The organism is uncultured Mucilaginibacter sp. (genome assembly GCF_913773635.1).
In the GTDB taxonomy this organism is placed as follows: domain Bacteria; phylum Bacteroidota; class Bacteroidia; order Sphingobacteriales; family Sphingobacteriaceae; genus Mucilaginibacter.
This window is the reverse complement of the sequence record NZ_CAJYGQ010000013.1, coordinates 168,219-184,940: the sequence shown is the minus strand read 5'-3', so window position 1 is coordinate 184,940 and position 16,722 is coordinate 168,219. Positions and strand designations below refer to the sequence as shown.

At 40.1% G+C, this 16,722-nt stretch carries 17 protein-coding genes; 12 read left to right on the top strand and 5 right to left on the bottom strand.

Going from position 1 to position 16,722, the window contains the following annotated elements:
• Window positions 1-47: 47 nt before the first annotated feature.
• The 4 genes from QZ407_RS16360 to QZ407_RS16345 all read left to right on the top strand — a co-directional run bounded on the left by QZ407_RS16360 (window position 48) and on the right by QZ407_RS16345 (window position 2,771).
• Entirely contained in the window at window positions 48-605 is a 558-nt protein-coding gene (locus QZ407_RS16360) for a DUF6428 family protein (RefSeq protein WP_295773002.1), read from the top strand.
• Window positions 606-614: 9 nt separating this feature from the next.
• The gene (locus tag QZ407_RS16355) at window positions 615-1,031 is read left to right on the top strand and encodes an arsenate reductase ArsC (protein WP_295773001.1); all 417 of its coding nucleotides are present in this window, start codon (window positions 615-617) and stop codon (window positions 1,029-1,031) included.
• 387 nt (window positions 1,032-1,418) lie between these two features.
• Entirely contained in the window at window positions 1,419-1,958 is a 540-nt protein-coding gene (locus QZ407_RS16350) for a hypothetical protein (RefSeq protein ID WP_295772998.1), read from the top strand.
• Between the two features lie 252 nt (window positions 1,959-2,210).
• Window positions 2,211-2,771, top strand: a complete 561-nt coding sequence (locus QZ407_RS16345; RefSeq protein WP_157539474.1) for an outer membrane beta-barrel protein — start codon at window positions 2,211-2,213, stop codon at window positions 2,769-2,771.
• Window positions 2,772-3,079: 308 nt separating this feature from the next.
• Here the strand turns inward: QZ407_RS16345 and QZ407_RS16340 are convergent, their stop codons facing one another.
• Window positions 3,080-4,273 (bottom strand): pyridoxal phosphate-dependent aminotransferase, encoded by a 1,194-nt coding sequence (locus tag QZ407_RS16340; protein WP_295772993.1) that lies wholly within the window; start codon window positions 4,271-4,273, stop codon window positions 3,080-3,082.
• 88 nt (window positions 4,274-4,361) lie between these two features.
• Here QZ407_RS16340 and QZ407_RS16335 point away from each other — a divergent pair, with 88 nt between their 5' ends.
• From QZ407_RS16335 to QZ407_RS16320, 4 genes are read left to right on the top strand one after another with little or no spacing between them, the layout of a single operon-like run.
• Window positions 4,362-5,336: a cation diffusion facilitator family transporter gene (locus QZ407_RS16335; RefSeq protein ID WP_295772991.1), complete on the top strand. Its 975-nt coding sequence runs from the start codon at window positions 4,362-4,364 to the stop codon at window positions 5,334-5,336.
• Complete coding sequence (locus QZ407_RS16330; RefSeq protein WP_295772988.1) at window positions 5,336-5,773, top strand: NUDIX hydrolase; 438 nt, start codon at window positions 5,336-5,338, stop codon at window positions 5,771-5,773. Before QZ407_RS16335 ends, QZ407_RS16330 begins: the two co-directional genes overlap by 1 nt.
• Entirely contained in the window at window positions 5,770-7,035 is a 1,266-nt protein-coding gene (gene bioA / locus QZ407_RS16325) for an adenosylmethionine--8-amino-7-oxononanoate transaminase (RefSeq protein ID WP_295772985.1), read from the top strand. Before QZ407_RS16330 ends, bioA begins: the two co-directional genes overlap by 4 nt.
• Before the next feature lie 5 nt (window positions 7,036-7,040).
• Window positions 7,041-7,652: a hypothetical protein gene (locus QZ407_RS16320; RefSeq protein WP_295772982.1), complete on the top strand. Its 612-nt coding sequence runs from the start codon at window positions 7,041-7,043 to the stop codon at window positions 7,650-7,652.
• Between the two features lie 83 nt (window positions 7,653-7,735).
• Here QZ407_RS16320 and QZ407_RS16315 read toward each other — a convergent pair whose 3' ends face one another.
• The 3 genes from QZ407_RS16315 to QZ407_RS16305 form a co-directional block, all read right to left on the bottom strand.
• On the bottom strand, window positions 7,736-8,374 hold the full coding sequence (locus QZ407_RS16315; RefSeq protein ID WP_295772981.1) for a hypothetical protein: 639 nt from the start codon (window positions 8,372-8,374) through the stop codon (window positions 7,736-7,738).
• Window positions 8,375-8,418: 44 nt separating this feature from the next.
• Window positions 8,419-10,536 carry a ComEC/Rec2 family competence protein gene (locus tag QZ407_RS16310; protein ID WP_295772979.1) on the bottom strand — a complete coding sequence of 706 codons (2,118 nt, stop codon included), beginning with the start codon at window positions 10,534-10,536 and terminating at the stop codon, window positions 8,419-8,421.
• Between the two features lie 121 nt (window positions 10,537-10,657).
• Window positions 10,658-10,993: a MerR family transcriptional regulator gene (locus QZ407_RS16305; protein ID WP_157539467.1), complete on the bottom strand. Its 336-nt coding sequence runs from the start codon at window positions 10,991-10,993 to the stop codon at window positions 10,658-10,660.
• 120 nt (window positions 10,994-11,113) lie between these two features.
• On the opposite strand from QZ407_RS16305, the gene QZ407_RS16300 reads away from it, so the two are divergent.
• On the top strand, window positions 11,114-12,106 hold the full coding sequence (locus QZ407_RS16300; RefSeq protein ID WP_295772974.1) for a D-alanine--D-alanine ligase: 993 nt from the start codon (window positions 11,114-11,116) through the stop codon (window positions 12,104-12,106).
• A 39-nt stretch (window positions 12,107-12,145) separates the two neighbouring features.
• Window positions 12,146-12,826 (top strand): hypothetical protein, encoded by a 681-nt coding sequence (locus QZ407_RS16295; RefSeq protein ID WP_295772972.1) that lies wholly within the window; start codon window positions 12,146-12,148, stop codon window positions 12,824-12,826.
• A gap of 287 nt (window positions 12,827-13,113) precedes the next feature.
• Here QZ407_RS16295 and QZ407_RS16290 read toward each other — a convergent pair whose 3' ends face one another.
• Window positions 13,114-13,539, bottom strand: coding sequence for an acyl-CoA thioesterase (locus QZ407_RS16290; RefSeq protein WP_295772970.1), 426 nt, complete (start codon window positions 13,537-13,539; stop codon window positions 13,114-13,116).
• Between the two features lie 499 nt (window positions 13,540-14,038).
• Between QZ407_RS16290 and rpsO the strand changes: the two genes are divergently transcribed.
• On the top strand, window positions 14,039-14,317 hold the full coding sequence (gene rpsO / locus QZ407_RS16285; RefSeq protein WP_157539464.1) for a 30S ribosomal protein S15: 279 nt from the start codon (window positions 14,039-14,041) through the stop codon (window positions 14,315-14,317).
• Between the two features lie 123 nt (window positions 14,318-14,440).
• On the top strand, window positions 14,441-16,585 hold the full coding sequence (gene pnp / locus QZ407_RS16280; RefSeq protein ID WP_295772967.1) for a polyribonucleotide nucleotidyltransferase: 2,145 nt from the start codon (window positions 14,441-14,443) through the stop codon (window positions 16,583-16,585).
• Window positions 16,586-16,722: the final 137 nt, after the last annotated feature.

The following is a 16,722-nucleotide window of genomic DNA, read 5'->3' as shown; positions in this document are numbered from 1 at the left end:
AAAATTTACTTTAATCAATCGTAATATTGCGATTTAAACTTTTGAATATGGAAACAATTAACTGGAGAGATTTTAAAGATGTATTAATAGCTAATCCTCAACTTACGCTGCAATTTCAGTATGACCATAATAAGTGGGTTGATGCCTCTTATCACATCACAGAAATTAAGCGTACATTAATTAATTCGGTTGATTGTGGTGGCGTACTTAACGCCTGGACAGAGGTTGTGGTACAGTTATGGGAACCTCAGACACAGCAGGAAGAGCGTGCTATGGAAGTAAACAAAGCGCTGTCAATAATTCAGCTTGTTGAAAAATCTTTGCCTCTTAATCCTGATGCTGTGGTTAAGGTGGAATTTGGTATTTCAACTTACGATACCAGGCAGTTATTGCCTAAGGGCTTTACAATTGAAGGCAACAATTTAATTGTTGATCTACGTCCGGACTCTGTAACCTGCAAGGCAATTGAACGAGGTGGAAGCTGCGGTACTACATCAACAGGGGAGGAGTGTTGCGCGCCCCCTGCTCAATCAAAGCCAAAAGTTCAATTAATTAATCTGGCATCACCCGCCGCAGCTTGCACTCCCGGATCGGGTTGTTACTAAAAATTAGTAATGAAAAATATTTTGGTATTGTGTACCGGTAACAGTTGCCGGAGCCAAATGGCCGAAGGTTATTTGAGGCTGTACGCAGGTGATAAGGCAAAAATTTACAGCGCTGGCGTTGAAACACATGGACTAAACCTCAAAGCCGTTACAATTATGGCTAAAGATGGGGTAGATATATCAACACATACATCCAACCACGTTGATGAATATAAAGATGTGCCTTTTGATTATATCATAACTGTTTGTGATCATGCAAAAGAGGTTTGTCCTGTGTTGCCGAACAATGCAAGGCACTTTCATTTTAATTTTCCCGACCCTGCCAAAGCTATAGGAACTGACGAAGAGGTGATGAATCAGTTTGAAATTGTGAGGAACATGATCAAAGCATATGCTGCAAGGTTTATTGAGCGCGAGTTGATTTAGCGGCCTCATAAAGTACCCTATCGTATCATGTTTTAAAACATAATTTGAACCTAGCTTGGTTGTAGCCTTAAACTGACAATGTTATTTGAAATAAATACAGGACAGATTATAGGTATGGCTTGCGCTTGTCATGTTTGGTATGTGTGTAGTTTTTAACACTTGGATGATTAAACTCTGTTGTAGAGTAAATGTGTTACAAAAATGTTACTGAGCATCAGTTTGATAGCATCTTGACAATGTTAATAACTTTTGCTGAACGACTAGATTAAGGTTGTAATCACGCGTAGCCCTCATGTTAAAATAACGTTAATGGCAAAGTATTTGATAACCGGTGTGTGTACAATTTTGTACGTGACTTAAAATCACAAGTGAATTAAGAAAACGATTATGAAAAAGTTAACTAAAATAGTTGCAGCAGCATCTTTTGCAGTTGCCACTTTGTTTGCATCAAATGTAGTAAAAGCGCAATCACGTACCGGCGCTAACGATTGGCGTTTTGGTATCGGTGTTGAGGCTGGTATACCAACAGGTGACTACAACGATGCATCTAACTTTGCCTTAGGCGGTACTGCCCGTTTGCAATATGGTGCTGCCCAAAACGTAGCCCTAACCTTAACATCTGGTTATTACAACTTCTTTACTAAAAGCTACAACGTAGGTAATGTTGAAGTGAATCCAAAAGACCAAGGTATGATACCTGTAAAAGCTGGTATAAAAGCTTACACTAATGGCGGCTTTTACGTATCAGGTGAAGTAGGTGCCGGATTTGAAACTGCTTACGGCAAAAACACCAAATTGATTTTATCTCCGGGCTTAGGCTATTCATGGAGCAATGTAGATTTAGGTGTACGTTACGAAAACTACTCTGGCCAAAGCAATAACTACGGTATGGTAGCTGCACGTTTAGCATATGGCTTTAAACTGTAATCAAACACGATTTTAAAAGCTCAAAAAGCCCCGGTTTTTTACCGGGGCTTTTTTTGTAAATGAATAACTTTTAGTTAAACAAAATATTTAAATAGTGGTTAATGAACTTGAAGATTGTAAATGTTTAATTTTTGATAATATTCTAATTTATAGTTATAAATACGGTATTTTCTTTAATAAAAATATTTAATTTATGTAAATGTTAATTATAAAGATTATATTCGTCACAATTAAAACTATCACATCACGGCCATGAAAAACACTCTACGTATACTCATTCTAATCGCGACCGTCTTTAGTGTAAGCAATGTTAAAGCCCAGTTATTGGGAAATAACGAGCGTTACAGCCAGTTTGTAAACCACATTAATGTTGGTGTAGACGGCTTTTTAAATATGAATCCTGGTAGCGGTACTTACAACCCGGGCTTTGGTGTATCAGCAAAGTATCAATATGACGTTACTCAAAACTTAGGTGTTACCTTTGGTGTGGGTTACTCAGTAATAACAGCTAACAATAGTAAAGTATTTGGTTCAGCTGCATCATTAACACCAGATTTAAAACTTATACCGCTTCGTTTAGGTGCTAAAGCTTACTTCTTACCTGAGTTTTACTTAGGCGGTGAAGTCGGTGTTGCTTATGCTGATCCGTATATTGATAAAGAAACAAGATCTCACTTCAGCAAATTTATTGCACCATCGGTAGGTTATGAGACAAACAAGCTTGATTTCTCTTTCCGTTATGAAAACGTTAATCACCAGAATGATTATGTAAGTTTCATCGCGTTACGTGTAGCTTATAACTTCAACTTCTAATAAGTAGTAAAAAAAATTATGAAAGCCCTGAACTGTTCGGTTCAGGGCTTTTTTCGTTTGTAAATCAAAATTCATTGAATCTGAAAAACCAGCAAGATATAATACTTAGTTGTCATCTCGAACGATAGTGAGAGATCCTGTTCCGATATAAAGCTTGTTCGCATTAACAACAGTTCTCCCTAAGTCGAACAACAAATTGAATTTGAAAATTCCCTCTGTTTGACAAGTTCGTGTAAAGGGAAATCAACTTAACAAAAAAGCCGGGCTGCAAAAACAACCCGGCTTTTATATATCTAAAGTCAAGCGACTTATTGTAATTGCTCTAAAGCACGTTTAATGCGTTTGCAAGCCTCTACCAATTTATCTTCAGCGGCAGCGTATGATAAACGGATTGATTTAGGATCGCCAAACGAAAGACCGCCTACTGTGGCTACGTGTGCTTCCTCTAATAAGTAAATTGAAAGCTCGTCGCAATCGTTAATGGTGCGACCGTTGTATGATTTGCCAAAGAAAGCAGTAACATCAGGGAAGAAGTAAAATGCACCCTCTGGCAGGTTTACTTTTAATCCGTCAATTTCTTTCAACAAGCCGTAAACTAAATCGCGACGTTTTTTAAACTGTTCACGCATTTGTAACACCGATTCCAGGCCGCCTTCATAAGCAGCAGTTCCTGCACGCTGGGTGATTGAACAGGTACCTGAAGTAACTTGTCCCTGCATTTTATCAAATGCGTTAGCCAGTTCTTTGGTTGATGCAGTGTAACCAATGCGCCAGCCGGTCATGGCGTAACCTTTTGAAAAACCATTGATGATTATTACGCGGTCTTTAATGCTGTCAAACTGGGCAATAGACTCGTGTTTGTCAACGTAGTTAATGTGCTCGTATATCTCGTCAGAAAGGATGTAAACGTGTGGATGTTTCTCAAACACCTTAGCCAAACCTTCTAATTCAGCTTTGCTGTATAAGCTGCCGGTTGGGTTTGAAGGCGATGAAAACATAAACAACTTAGAGTTAGGCGTAATAGCCGCTTCTAATTGCTCGGGCGTAATTTTAAAGTTTTGCTCAACCGTAGTGTCAATAAATACGCTATTACCTTCGGCAAGTTTAACCACTTCTGAGTATGATACCCAGTAAGGAGTAGGAATGATTACTTCTTCGCCAGGATTAACCAGGCAAAGCACCGCGTTAGCAATAGCTTGTTTAGCGCCGGTTGATACTACGATTTCGGTAAAGTCGTAATCAAGGTTATTCTCGTCTTTTAATTTTTTGGCTATGGCCTTTCGCAGTTCAGGATAACCCGCTACCGGTGTGTAGTAGGTAAAGTTATCGTCCATGGCTTTCTTCGCAGCCTCCTTAATGTGTTCGGGAGTATGGAAGTCGGGTTCGCCAAAGCTGAGGCTGATTACATCAACACCTTTCGCAGCCAATTCGCGGCCCATTTTGGCCATTTTAATAGTCTGTGATTCAGACAAGTTGTTAATTCTGTCGCTTAGTGCACTCATAGTTGAAAATCAAATTGGGCAAATATAGAAAATTAGTTTACCCGCAATTGAACTCCTTATTATTAAATTTGCCCATTATTTTAATGATTTGAAAGAGACGCGGAATATTATTATCGTAGCATTAGTGGTAAGTGTGGTACTAATGCTGGCCAAGTTCAGCGCCTATTTTATTACATCATCAAACTTTGTGCTTACCGATGCTGCCGAGAGCATTGTAAATGTGGTGGCCAGTTCATTTGCGTTTTTTAGCATTTATATAGCCTCTCAACCACGCGACGAGAACCATCCTTACGGTCATGGTAAAATTGAATTCTTCTCTGTCTTCCTGGAGGGCGCGCTTATTTCAGTTGCCGGAGTAGGAATATTATTTAAATCGGTTTACGGCCTTTTTCACCCCGAGCCAATTCATGACCTGCTCACCGGTGCCGTAATTATAGGTGCAACCGGGGCAATCAACGGTGCTTTAGGCTACTATATGATCTATAAGGCTAAACATTTGCGTTCGCTGACATTAGATGCCGATGGGAGGCACCTGCTTACTGATATGGTGACCAGCGGAGGTTTAGTAGCCGGGTTGCTTTTAATTCACTTTACCGGGCTTGACTGGTTAGATGGTGCCTTATCAATTGCCGTTGGCATTTATATATGCTATAGCGGTTATAAGCTGTTGCGTAAATCCGTTGCAGGGCTAATGGACGAAACTGACTTTGACGTTGTAGAGCATATTATCAAAGTACTGAACGATGAGCGTAAGCCCGAATGGATTGATGTGCATAATCTGCGCGCACAAAAATATGGGCACGAATTGCATTTAGATTGTCATATGACACTACCCAACTACTTTGACCTTAACCGGGTGCATACCGAAATATCATTAGTTGATAAGTTGATAAACGAAAAGGCAGGCGTATCAACCGAGTTATTTATACATGCCGACCCATGCCTGCCTGAATGTTGCCATTATTGCAGTATGCCTAATTGCCCCATCAGGAGTGAAGCAAAACGGGTTGATATTGAATGGACCATGGAGAACATTCTCCGTAACAAAAAACATTTTGAATAATGTATTTTAATGTACGTGTATACGGCTTGCTTATTAATCATGAGCAGGAAGTGCTGCTTACCGATGAGCAGGTGCAAGGCTACCGTTTTACAAAGTTTCCGGGTGGAGGCGTGGAGTTTGGTGAAGGTTTAAGCCAGGCGCTTAAGCGTGAGTTTATGGAGGAGTGCAATACCGAAGTAGACGTTATGAGTCACTTTTACACCACTGATTTTTTTGTTAAGTCGGCCTTTAATGATTCACAAATAATCAGCGTATACTATCTTGTTAAAGCAATAGGTCCGCTGAACTTTGCAGTAAAAACAAAGGCATTTGATTTTGATGGTGATAGCCTGCAAATGCAATCCTTCCGTTGGGAAAAGATAAGCAACTTAACGCCGCAAAACGTAACCTTTCCAATTGACCAGTACGTTGTAGAATTATTGAAAGAACAGAAATGACCCTTACAGAACGTGATTTAAAAGTAATATGGCACCCATATACCCAAATGCAAACAGCAGCACCGCCTGTGGGTATTGTAAGGGGAGAAGGTGCCGTACTTTATGGAGAGGATGGCCGGGAGTATATTGATGCTGTATCATCATGGTGGGTAAACATCCACGGGCATGCCCACCCTTACATTGCCAAAAAGGTGGCTGAGCAATTGCAAAAATTGGAGCATGTAATTTTTGCCGGTTTTACTCACGAGCCTGCCGTTGAGCTGGCCGAACGCTTGTTGGCACTTTTACCACAAAATCAGCAAAAAGTATTCTACTCTGATAATGGCTCAACAGCAGTAGAGGTAGCTATAAAAATGTGTTTGCAATACTGGCACAATAAAGGTGAACAGCGCACAAAAATAATGGCGTTTAAAAATGCCTATCACGGTGATACATTTGGTGCTATGGCTGTTAGCGGCCGCAGCGCATTTACCAATGCGTTTGAAAAACTGTTGTTTGATGTAGAATTCATTGAATTACCTACGGCGGATAATATTGAGAGTATTAAGTATCAAATATCGAGTATCAAGACAGAATTAGCCTGCTTTATTTTTGAGCCGTTGGTACAAGGTTCGGCAGGTATGCTGATGTACGAGGCTGGATACCTGAATGAGTTGGTAGCGCATTGCAAGGCTGACGGAGTTTTTACCATTGATGATGAAGTCTTCACCGGCTTTGGCCGTACAGGTAAAGCATTTGCTTGTGAGCATATAACTGAGCAGCCAGATATAATGTGCTTTTCCAAAGGGCTGACCGGCGGAACCATGGCACTGGGCATTACAACCTGTACACAGCACATTTACAATGCATTCTTATCTGCCGACAGGATGAAAACGCTTTTCCACGGGCATTCGTTTACGGCTAACCCAGTAGCGTGTGCCGCTGCGCTGGCCAGTATGGATCTCTTTGTTGCGCCCGAAACCAAGGCGAATATAACACGCATCGAGCGCTCACATGCGGCATTTGCTGAGGAAATTAAAGATCATTCTAGGGTTCGCACTATCCGTCAAACAGGTACCATAGTTGCGCTGGAGTGGGAGACAGGTAATGACACATCGTACTTTAGTAGCTTGCGCGACACCTTGTATCAGCATTTCCTGCAGCAGGGAATTATCCTACGTCCGCTGGGTAACGTGCTGTACATTTTACCGCCATATTGCATTAGCAATGAGCAACTCAATTATATTTACAGCGCTATAAAACAGGCGCTCGATACAATTTAATACTTATGGAACTGAAAGATATATTTACCAAAATAGTTAATAACGATAATCTGCACGCCCGTTTTTTAAATACGCTGTCGTTGATGGAGAACACCGGCGCACGTAAAATATCGGCTTGCGAAGACCCGGCTACCGTTACTTTTATTATACTTAAACATGCGGCCGAGGAGCATCGCCACGCTTTTTACCTCAAAAAGCAAATTGATAAGATTGAAGGTGCGAGCCTGCCAACCTACTCACCGGAGTATTTGCTGGCGGCCGCACATAGCAAACGTTATTTAAACCAGTTAGATATTGATGCCTGCCGTTACCTAAAAGATACATTGGGCTTAAGTGGTAAAGAGCTGCGATTTGCAGCTTACTTGCTGGTTACCTACGCCATTGAAGTACGTGCAGACGAGCTTTACCCTGTATACCAGGATGTACTTACCGAAGCTGGAAGCAAGGTGAATGTTAAGTCAATTATACTTGAAGAAGAAGGACACCTGGAAGAAATGATTAACCAACTGCAGCAATTTTCGGCTGATTGGCAAGTACACGCTAATAAAGCTGTTGCTATTGAAGCCCGCTTATTTGATACCTGGGTAAAGGAACTTGGCAAGGAGTTAGGTGTTTAACTAAACTTACCAAATCATTAAAAATAACAAAAGGCCTTTGCAATACTGCGAAGGCCTTTTGTTATTAGCTTAATAAGCTGAAATTATCTTCCGCCGCCTAAAGCTTTAAGATCTGTTAAAGTCATTTTATCATAACCGGCAGGGATACTAAAAGTACCTGCAGGAACTTTATCACCTGAGATAGACTTTAAGGTATTAGTTACAGTCATTCCCATTTGATTTAATGTGAATTCAACCGGGAAACCGCCAGCTTTAGCGTATACTACACCGTACGCACTTGAAGGTGCTGTAATGTCTTTTGTTACCCACACATCATATGATTTATTGGCTTTGGCATCTGTAGCTACAACTTTGGTACAGTTAAAACCATTGATAACTTTAGTTTCGGTACCTGGTTTAAACGTGAACGATGGCATTTGCGACATCATCTCTTCAACCTCACCCGGAGTACCTACTGCAGCCTTTTTCATATTAGCAACCGGTACATCAACCAAAACCGTAATGGCTTCGTCTTTAAATTGGATTACTTTGATAGAAGCAGGGCCTTGCTGGCGAGCAGTTGCCGATGAATCTCCTTTGAAGAAAACTTTAGCTTCAATGCTTTGGCCGTTCACTTTTGCATCGTAAATAGCAACGCCTTCTGTGTAAGCCTTTTGTGCGCTTGCTGAAAACGCAGTTGCGCTAAGGGCTAAGCCCACAGCTGCAGATAATAGTTTATTCATGTTCTTTAAAAATGTGCAGTTAATAATTAATTAAAGATATTAATTTAATAGTTAGATTCAATAACAAACGATTTGTTACGCCGCAAGGTAATTATATTTATGTGCATACTGTCGGCTTCGTGCTTTAATGTCTGCTGTCTTTTTAACGGTATGCCTGCATCAACTATAAAGTGCTTGAAATTATAAAACTTGCTTATGTAAGTCATACTGCTTTGCGGGTTACCGGTGTAAAACAAGTAATCGATGCTGATTTTATTTGGTAAGACTGCGTTTTGCAGCGATGGATTAAAAAGGATAATAGTTTGATTAACAAATTGAATGTAGTTTAACCGCTTGCTTAAAAAAGTATTTTGTATATCCTGTTCGGGCTTGCATATGGTTATACTATCAATGCCCAAACTATCAACGCAGGGTTGAATGCTATACTTAAAATTGTTGTCTGACTTTTTAAGGTTGGTAAATAATACCGCTTTATTACCATGCTTAAAAAGCAGGCCAGTATTTTTTTTAAGATTAAAGAAGATGATAGTGTCAGTTGTGTCGCGGTGAATGGTTTTCCAGCTTAAGCTGGTGCACAAAATCAAAACGCAGCTCAACAGCATAAAAAGTTGCCGGCTCGTTTGATAAATAAGTAAATAAATTAAAATCAGTATAACTCCACAAATAAAAACAACCTCTAAACCTGAAAACCATACACCATCAATACTGGCATAAGGCTGATGTTCTATAAACATCAACATGGCGTTAAGGCTTGTAATAAGGTACTGCAGTACCATCCCGGTAAACTTGGTTACCATTGCCAATGCCGGTACAAAAGTGCTGGCTAAAAATGCAATGCCCGCAATAACAATAAGCTCGGCAGGTAAAATAATAAGTAAATTGCTTATTAAAAAGTACACGGGGAACTGATGAAAGTAGTACACGCTTAGCGGAAATGTAACCAACTGAGCAGCCAGCGAAAAAGAGCATAATTTCCATAGCTTGTTAAGCCAAGTGTTTTGGGGTTGCCATAGCGCATAAATAATAGGTTGTACAACTACTAAACCAAATACGGCAATGAAAGATAGTTGAAAGCCTACATCGGTTAATAAGTATGGATTGTATAGCAGCATGGCAAATGCAGCTACCGATAGTACGTTAAGTGGATGCACAGGCCGGGTGCTTGTTTTGCTTATTAATAGCATGCTTAACATCACCGCAGCACGGCAAGCAGCAGGTGATAAACCGGTTATAATAGTATAGCCCCACAGTAGCGTTAACGACAGTGACGCGTTGAGCAGTTTGCCATAGCGATGATGCCTGAAGGGTTTAAGCAAAAATGCAATAATGCTGAATAGAACTGCTACATGCGCACCCGATACTGATAGAATGTGAATAGTACCGGTTTTTGAATAGGCTTGCGTGGTTTCACTGCTTAAATCGGATTTGTACCCTAGTAGAAGGGTAGAAGCAATGGCTGCGGCTTCAACGTCAGGTATGTGTTCTTTTATTGACGTTATAAGTTGCTGCCGAACCGAAAGAGCGAACGTAATTACAGGGTTGCCTGTATTGTAGTTGGTAAGCCTGCAATCATCATGATTTAAAAATAGCTGGTGATATATATTCTGGTTAGCAAGGTATTTTTTGTAGTTGAACTCGCCGGGGTTAAAAGGCGAATCAATGGTTTTGTAACTGGCCGGTACCACCAGTTCATCACCATAATTGGCTACATGGGCATTGCTGTCGGCTACTAAGGTCACCAGTATTTTGCCTTGGGTTGCTGTATGCATTCCGCTAATTAATACCTGTTGTACATTAGCGGTAAAGCGTGTGTAAATTCCTTTTTGCCTGGGTTCGCTTATAACCTGCAAGGTTAAGTATTGTGCCTTATAACGGGCAAAATAATTTTTATGGTGCTGATCATCATGAAAGTGGACGAGTAACCAGCCACTGCATATTAATATAATATGCATTAACACACTTCCGGCCCATGAGTATTGTTGTCCCCTAAGTTTATTATAAAACAGGTTTAATACAATGAAGATAATTGCTGACGATGCTCCGGTTAGTAATACAGCATTTAGTAATTGCGGTAGATGAAAAGATAAAGCTGCTATAATGCCGGCCAACAGAGGCATCAGCCAGTAAAAAAATGGAATTTCGCCTTTGTGGGCTTGCAGCATATGGGGCGTGACAGGTTGTAAATACTGCCTAAATATAATAATGATAACCTAATAAACGCCGGCAAAAAATGTGCTGGTGTGAAGCGGTAGTTTCTTCTTTACGAGCCGGATGGTTTGAGTTTTACAATTGATCGCGCACCTCTAATAAAAACTGCTTAAGGTTTTCAAGGGCGTTAATCACATTTTGCTGGCTCTTGGCTTCATTGCCGTTATTTTTTAAATGGTCTTTAGCACCTTGTAAAGTATAACCTTTATCACGAATAAGATGAAAAATGATTTTTAAATTTTCGATATCTTCAGTGGTAAAATACCGGTTGCCTTTTTTGTTTTTTTTGGGCTGCAGTACGTCAAACTCCTTTTCGTAATACCTTATAAGCGAGTGGTTAACATCAAACATAGCCGTAACCTCGCCCATGGTATAGTACATTTTATTGATATCGCGTTCTTTGTAAGGCATATGCAAAAGTAGTAAAATTGCCTTACGCAATCATCATTGGCTGGTAGTGCGCTAAGTTTTTTTGAAAAAGTGCCAAGCTGCCGGGTAACATATTGCTGAGGCTGTTTATATTTGACCACCATGAGCAAGAAGAACGTAGCCCTTTTGGCCGGAGGTTATACCGGAGAATACGAAGTATCTATAAACAGTGCTAAAAACATTGCAGCCAATTTAGATGCTGATGTATATAACGTTTACACCCTGCTAATTACCCGCGACCGCTGGTTTTACCAACACGAAGGCCAGCAGGTTGATGTAGATAAAAATGATTTTAGTATAACTGTAAATGGTAGCAAAATTAAATTTGACACTGTATTTATAACCGTGCACGGTACCCCCGGCGAAGACGGTAAAATGCAAGGTTACCTGGATATGATGGGATTACCTTACAACACCTGCGACGCTACTACTTCTGCCATTACCATGAATAAGGCTTACACCAAAGCTTTGGTAAGTGATGTAAAGCATTTAAATACTGCAAAGTCGGTTAAGCTTTTTAAAACCGATATGCATGATGTAAGCACTATAGCTTCTGCCCTGCGCTTTCCGCTATTTGTAAAACCTAATAATGGCGGTAGCAGTGTGGGAATGAGCAAGGTGCATAACGTAGCCGAATTACCGGCAGCGCTGGAGAAGGCTTTTCATGAAGACAGTCAAATTTTAGTTGAAGAGTTTATTAAGGGACGTGAGTTTAGCCAGGGTATAGCCCGCTTAAACGGCAAGCTGGTGGTATTGCCGGCAACAGAAATTATTAGCTCAAAAGAATTTTTTGATTACGAAGCTAAATATACACCGGGCGTTACACAAGAAATAACACCTGCCGATATAAGCACTGATAAACAGGACATAATTGCAGGAATACTTACAGATGTTTACATGCGCCTTAATTGCCGAGGCATGGTGCGTATTGATTTTATATTACAGGAAGAAACCAATGATTTTTATTTTATTGAGGTGAACACAACGCCCGGGCAATCGGCAAACAGCTTAATTCCGCAACAAGTGCGCGCTGCGGGTATGAGTGTGAAGGAGTTTTACGGGATGATTGTGGAAGGATCGAGTAAAGGGCTGTAAATTACTCTCTGTAGAAAGTAGACTGCGAAACTTGTAAAAATGGTAGCAATACAACCATATATAATTTATAAACTGCCGTTAACAAGAATTTTTCAAGCCATCAAAGGTGGTAAGATTGAAAAGGCATGGGATAATATTAAATATTTTATTGAAGTATGTACAAATGTCGATATTCATCAACCGACCAGTATTGAAATCAATGGCTTTTCGGCAGATAGAAGACATGGAGAGTTGCCCGAACCAGCAGTTAGCTTATTAGAAAGAATTGTAGCCCATTTTGGAGTTGGTGATATAAAACCATTAGGATATCATGTGTACGATAAGCAACCAACAGAGCAAAATAAAACTGAATGGAAATTAACTCCTGCTGATTTGAGTGACGCTATTGAGTTCATGGTAGCAGGACAGCCATATCCTAAGTATAACTTGGGGCCAATAGAGTTAATATTATCATATGATTTTAAGTTAATTAATTTAGATACCCGAATTGAATTAACCGGTCAGCAATACACATCAATGCTGATTATTAGTTTGTCGAGAAACAATAGTGTTTGCCCGTCATTATGTTTTCCATTTACAGAACCCAATGATGACTTCTGGAAGTATTTTGACAAAATTAAGGAATTAGCACCTTTTAAAATGGATACTAAAGACTTAAGATTGGTACGCTCTAATAAGAAAAGAACAACGAATGTTTTCTCGAAGATTAAATTACGTTAAGCTTGACAGGAGGGAAATGTTATAATACATTATAATAAGTTGGTGCTAATACTGAGTGTAGTGCCTTGTTAGGATAGGCATGTACTTACCGTAAGCCAGTGGATGTTACTTTTTTTCTTTAAAAAGAAAGTAACCAAAGAAAAGCTTCCGGCTGCACCCTGTTCTACAAAGTTTAGTGCTTTTACTTAGACTTGTAGTTACCAAACAGGCTGATGCCGGTTTTTAAGGTTATGGCAGGCCAGTGCTCTTGTATGATTAAACGTCTTTCTCTCCCTCCAAGAGCTCTCTTAGACACTATAATGTTCAATCACATCCTCCGGTATACGCGCTCCGCGACCCGTTTTAAGGTCTATCATGGCGTAATCAAACCAGCCGTCGCAGCATACTTTACCAGTGGCTTTGTTGTTAATGGTAAATACCACCCGGCAAACGCGTTCGTTAATGGTATCAATTCCTGTGCGCACCAAAAAGTAGTCGCCCAGGTTTAACGGACGTCTATAATTCATTTGTACACTGCTTACCACCCAGCCAAAACCACGCTCTAAAAATTTTTCCATGGACATGCCATAATGCTGTTCCATTTGCTCGTACCGCGCTGCCAATACATAATCAATATAGCGGCTGCTGTGTACGTGCTGAAAAAGGTCAATATCATCAGGGCGTACGCGGTGCTCGGTTTCAAAAGTGCTGTAAGTAGCTTTATGTTCTGTCATTTTCGTTTACTAAAGGCTCAATATTAAGGAATAGGAGGGTAACGTTGTTTTAATTTATAACTTCTTAAACTCTCAAAGTGTTAATTAAAAATAACAGGTTGCTTTAAGGATAGTAGCGTATACCGGCTTGTGCGTAATGCCTGCAGGCGTATGAGCGAATAGCCTGACCCGGAGGGAAACGCCCAAAGGTAGTTGTAGAGTTAGGCACAAGTAGCCATCATCTTTCCCGCCCCAAAAACTTACGTTAAAAGAGAATCCATGATGATGTAAAGCTTTGCCGCTCAAACAAAATTTCTCTCTATAGTTTGAAATGACAAGGTGGGGAAGCCTGCCAGCCAATTCTTGAATTCAGTAAATCCTGATCAAGACAAAATTCCGCACAATTCCCGTTAAAGGAATTCCTTCCCCTTAAGCCAAATAATCCTTTTATAATTAAATATTTACCCGTACATTTGCACCCAATTAACAAAAGTATTTACACTTTAATATTATTCAAGTAATGTATTTAAGTTCAGAGTGGAAATCAGAGATTTTCGCACAACACGGTGGCGCTGCTACCAACACAGGTTCGGCCGAAGGTCAGGTTGCTTTATTCACTAAGCGTATTGCACACTTAACCGGTCACTTAAAAAAGAACAAAAAAGACTTCGCTACCCAGCTTTCATTACAGAAACTGGTAGGTAAACGTCGTGCTTTATTGGCTTACCTGTACAAAAAAGACATCCAAAGATACCGTGCTATCATCAAAGCTCTCGAGCTTCGTGATATTATCAAATAGTACCTTCCGGTCTTTAAAAAAAGCTATCCTATTTCGGATAGCTTTTTTACTTTTGTAAGTAAATAAACACAATAAAAAAAGCGGTACGCTCTAAAAGATGAAAAGCGTGCCAGATAAACAAAAATGAGTTACAACGTAATTAAAAAGGTTATTGATTTAGGTGATGGCCGCACCATTGAGATTGAAACCGGTAAACTGGCCAAACAAGCCGATGGCTCGGTAGTAGTTAAAATGGGTAATACCATGTTATTAGCTACAGTAGTTTCTTCAAAAGAAGCTAAAGAAGGTATTGATTTTTTACCATTATCAGTAGATTACCAGGAAAAATATGCTGCCACAGGCCGCATTCCGGGAGGTTTTTTACGCCGTGAGGCACGTTTATCAGACTATGAGGTTTTAATCTCTCGTTTGGTTGACCGCGCTTTACGCCCATTATTCCCAGAGGATTATCATGCTGATACACAAGTAATGATTTCCTTAATATCAGCCGATAAAGATATTATGCCGGATGCATTGGCTGGTTTAGCTGCATCAGCAGCGTTGTCTGTTTCTGATATTCCTTTCAACGGACCAATTTCTGAAGTTCGTGTTGCTAAAATTGACGGTCAGTTGGTTATTAACCCAACCTTAAGCCAATTAGCTAACGCATCTTTAGAGTTCATTGTAGCCGGTTCTGAGCATGATATTAACATGGTTGAGGGCGAAGCCAAAGAAATTCAGGAAGCTGAATTGGTTGAGGCTATTAAATTTGCTCACAACGCTATCAAAATTCAGTGTTTAGCTCAGCGCGAATTGACTATTGAAGTTGGCAAAACTGAAAAACGTACCTATAGCCATGAGCACAGTAATGAAGAGCTTAAAAAAGCTATCTATGCTGCTACTTATGATCAGGTTTACGCTATTGCTTCTTCAGCTTCGGCTAAAGAGGAGCGTGGTGCTAAATTCAAAGAAGTACGCGATACTTATATAGCAACCTTAGGTGAAATTGATGATGTAACTAAGTCGTTAGCAAAAAAATATTATCATGACGTTGAGTATGATGCCATTCGTAACCTTGTATTAGACGAAGGTAAACGTTTAGATGGCCGTACCACTACGCAAATACGTCCTATTTGGAGTGAGGTAAGCTACTTACCAACCGCACATGGTAGCGCAGTATTTACCCGTGGCGAAACTCAATCATTAACCAGCGTTACACTTGGTGGTAAAGACGATGAGCAAATGATTGATGGTGCGTTCATCAATGGTTATAACAAATTCCTGTTACACTATAATTTCCCTGGTTTTTCAACCGGCGAAGTTCGTCCTAACCGTGGTGCCGGCCGCCGCGAAATTGGTCATGGTAACCTGGCAATGCGTTCATTAAAACAAGTGTTGCCACCAGATGATGAAAACCCGTACACTATCCGTGTGGTTTCTGATATCCTTGAATCTAACGGTTCATCATCAATGGCTACGGTTTGTGCCGGTACATTAGCGCTGATGGATGCTGGTGTTAAAATTAAAGAACCGGTATCAGGTATTGCTATGGGCTTAATTACCAATGAGACTGGTACTAAATATGCTATTCTTTCTGACATCCTTGGTGATGAAGATCACTTAGGTGATATGGACTTCAAGGTAACTGGTACCAAAAATGGTATTGTTGCCTGCCAAATGGACTTAAAAATCAATGGCTTATCATACGAGGTTTTATCTAACGCGTTAGATCAGGCTAAAGACGGTCGTTTGCATATACTTGGCGAAATGGCTAAAACCATTGCGGCCCCTCGTGAAGACTACAAAGAATTTGCTCCGCGTATTGTTACTCTTAAAATTGACAAAGAATTTATTGGTGCAGTTATCGGTCCCGGTGGTAAAATCATTCAGGAAATGCAACGCGAAACCGGTGCTAACATTAACATTGAAGAGGTTAACAATGTTGGTATAGTGCAAGTGTTTGCTGATAACAAAACCGCTATTGATGCAGCCGTAAACCGCATACGTGCTATTGCTGCTAAACCTGAGGTAGGCGAAGTTTACGAAGGTAAAGTACGTTCAATTATGCCATTTGGTGCATTTGTTGAAATTATGCCGGGTAAAGATGGTCTGTTACATATATCAGAAATTGACCACAAGCGCTTGGAAACTATGGACGGTGTGTTTGAGGTAGGTGAAATTGTTAAGGTTAAATTGCTTGATGTTGATAAGCAAGGCAAACTGAAACTATCACGCAAAGCCTTAATTCCAAGACCGCCAAAGCCCGAAAGTGCTCCTAAAAGCGAATAAGTATTTGCTATAACATATTTTAACCACACTATCTGAGATTTTGTCAAAGAAGTGTGGTTTTTTTATTGCCTTTTTTGTTTATTTGTAATTCCCCTTAATACTTTAGCTATTGGACTATATGAAGTAAACTAAATTGC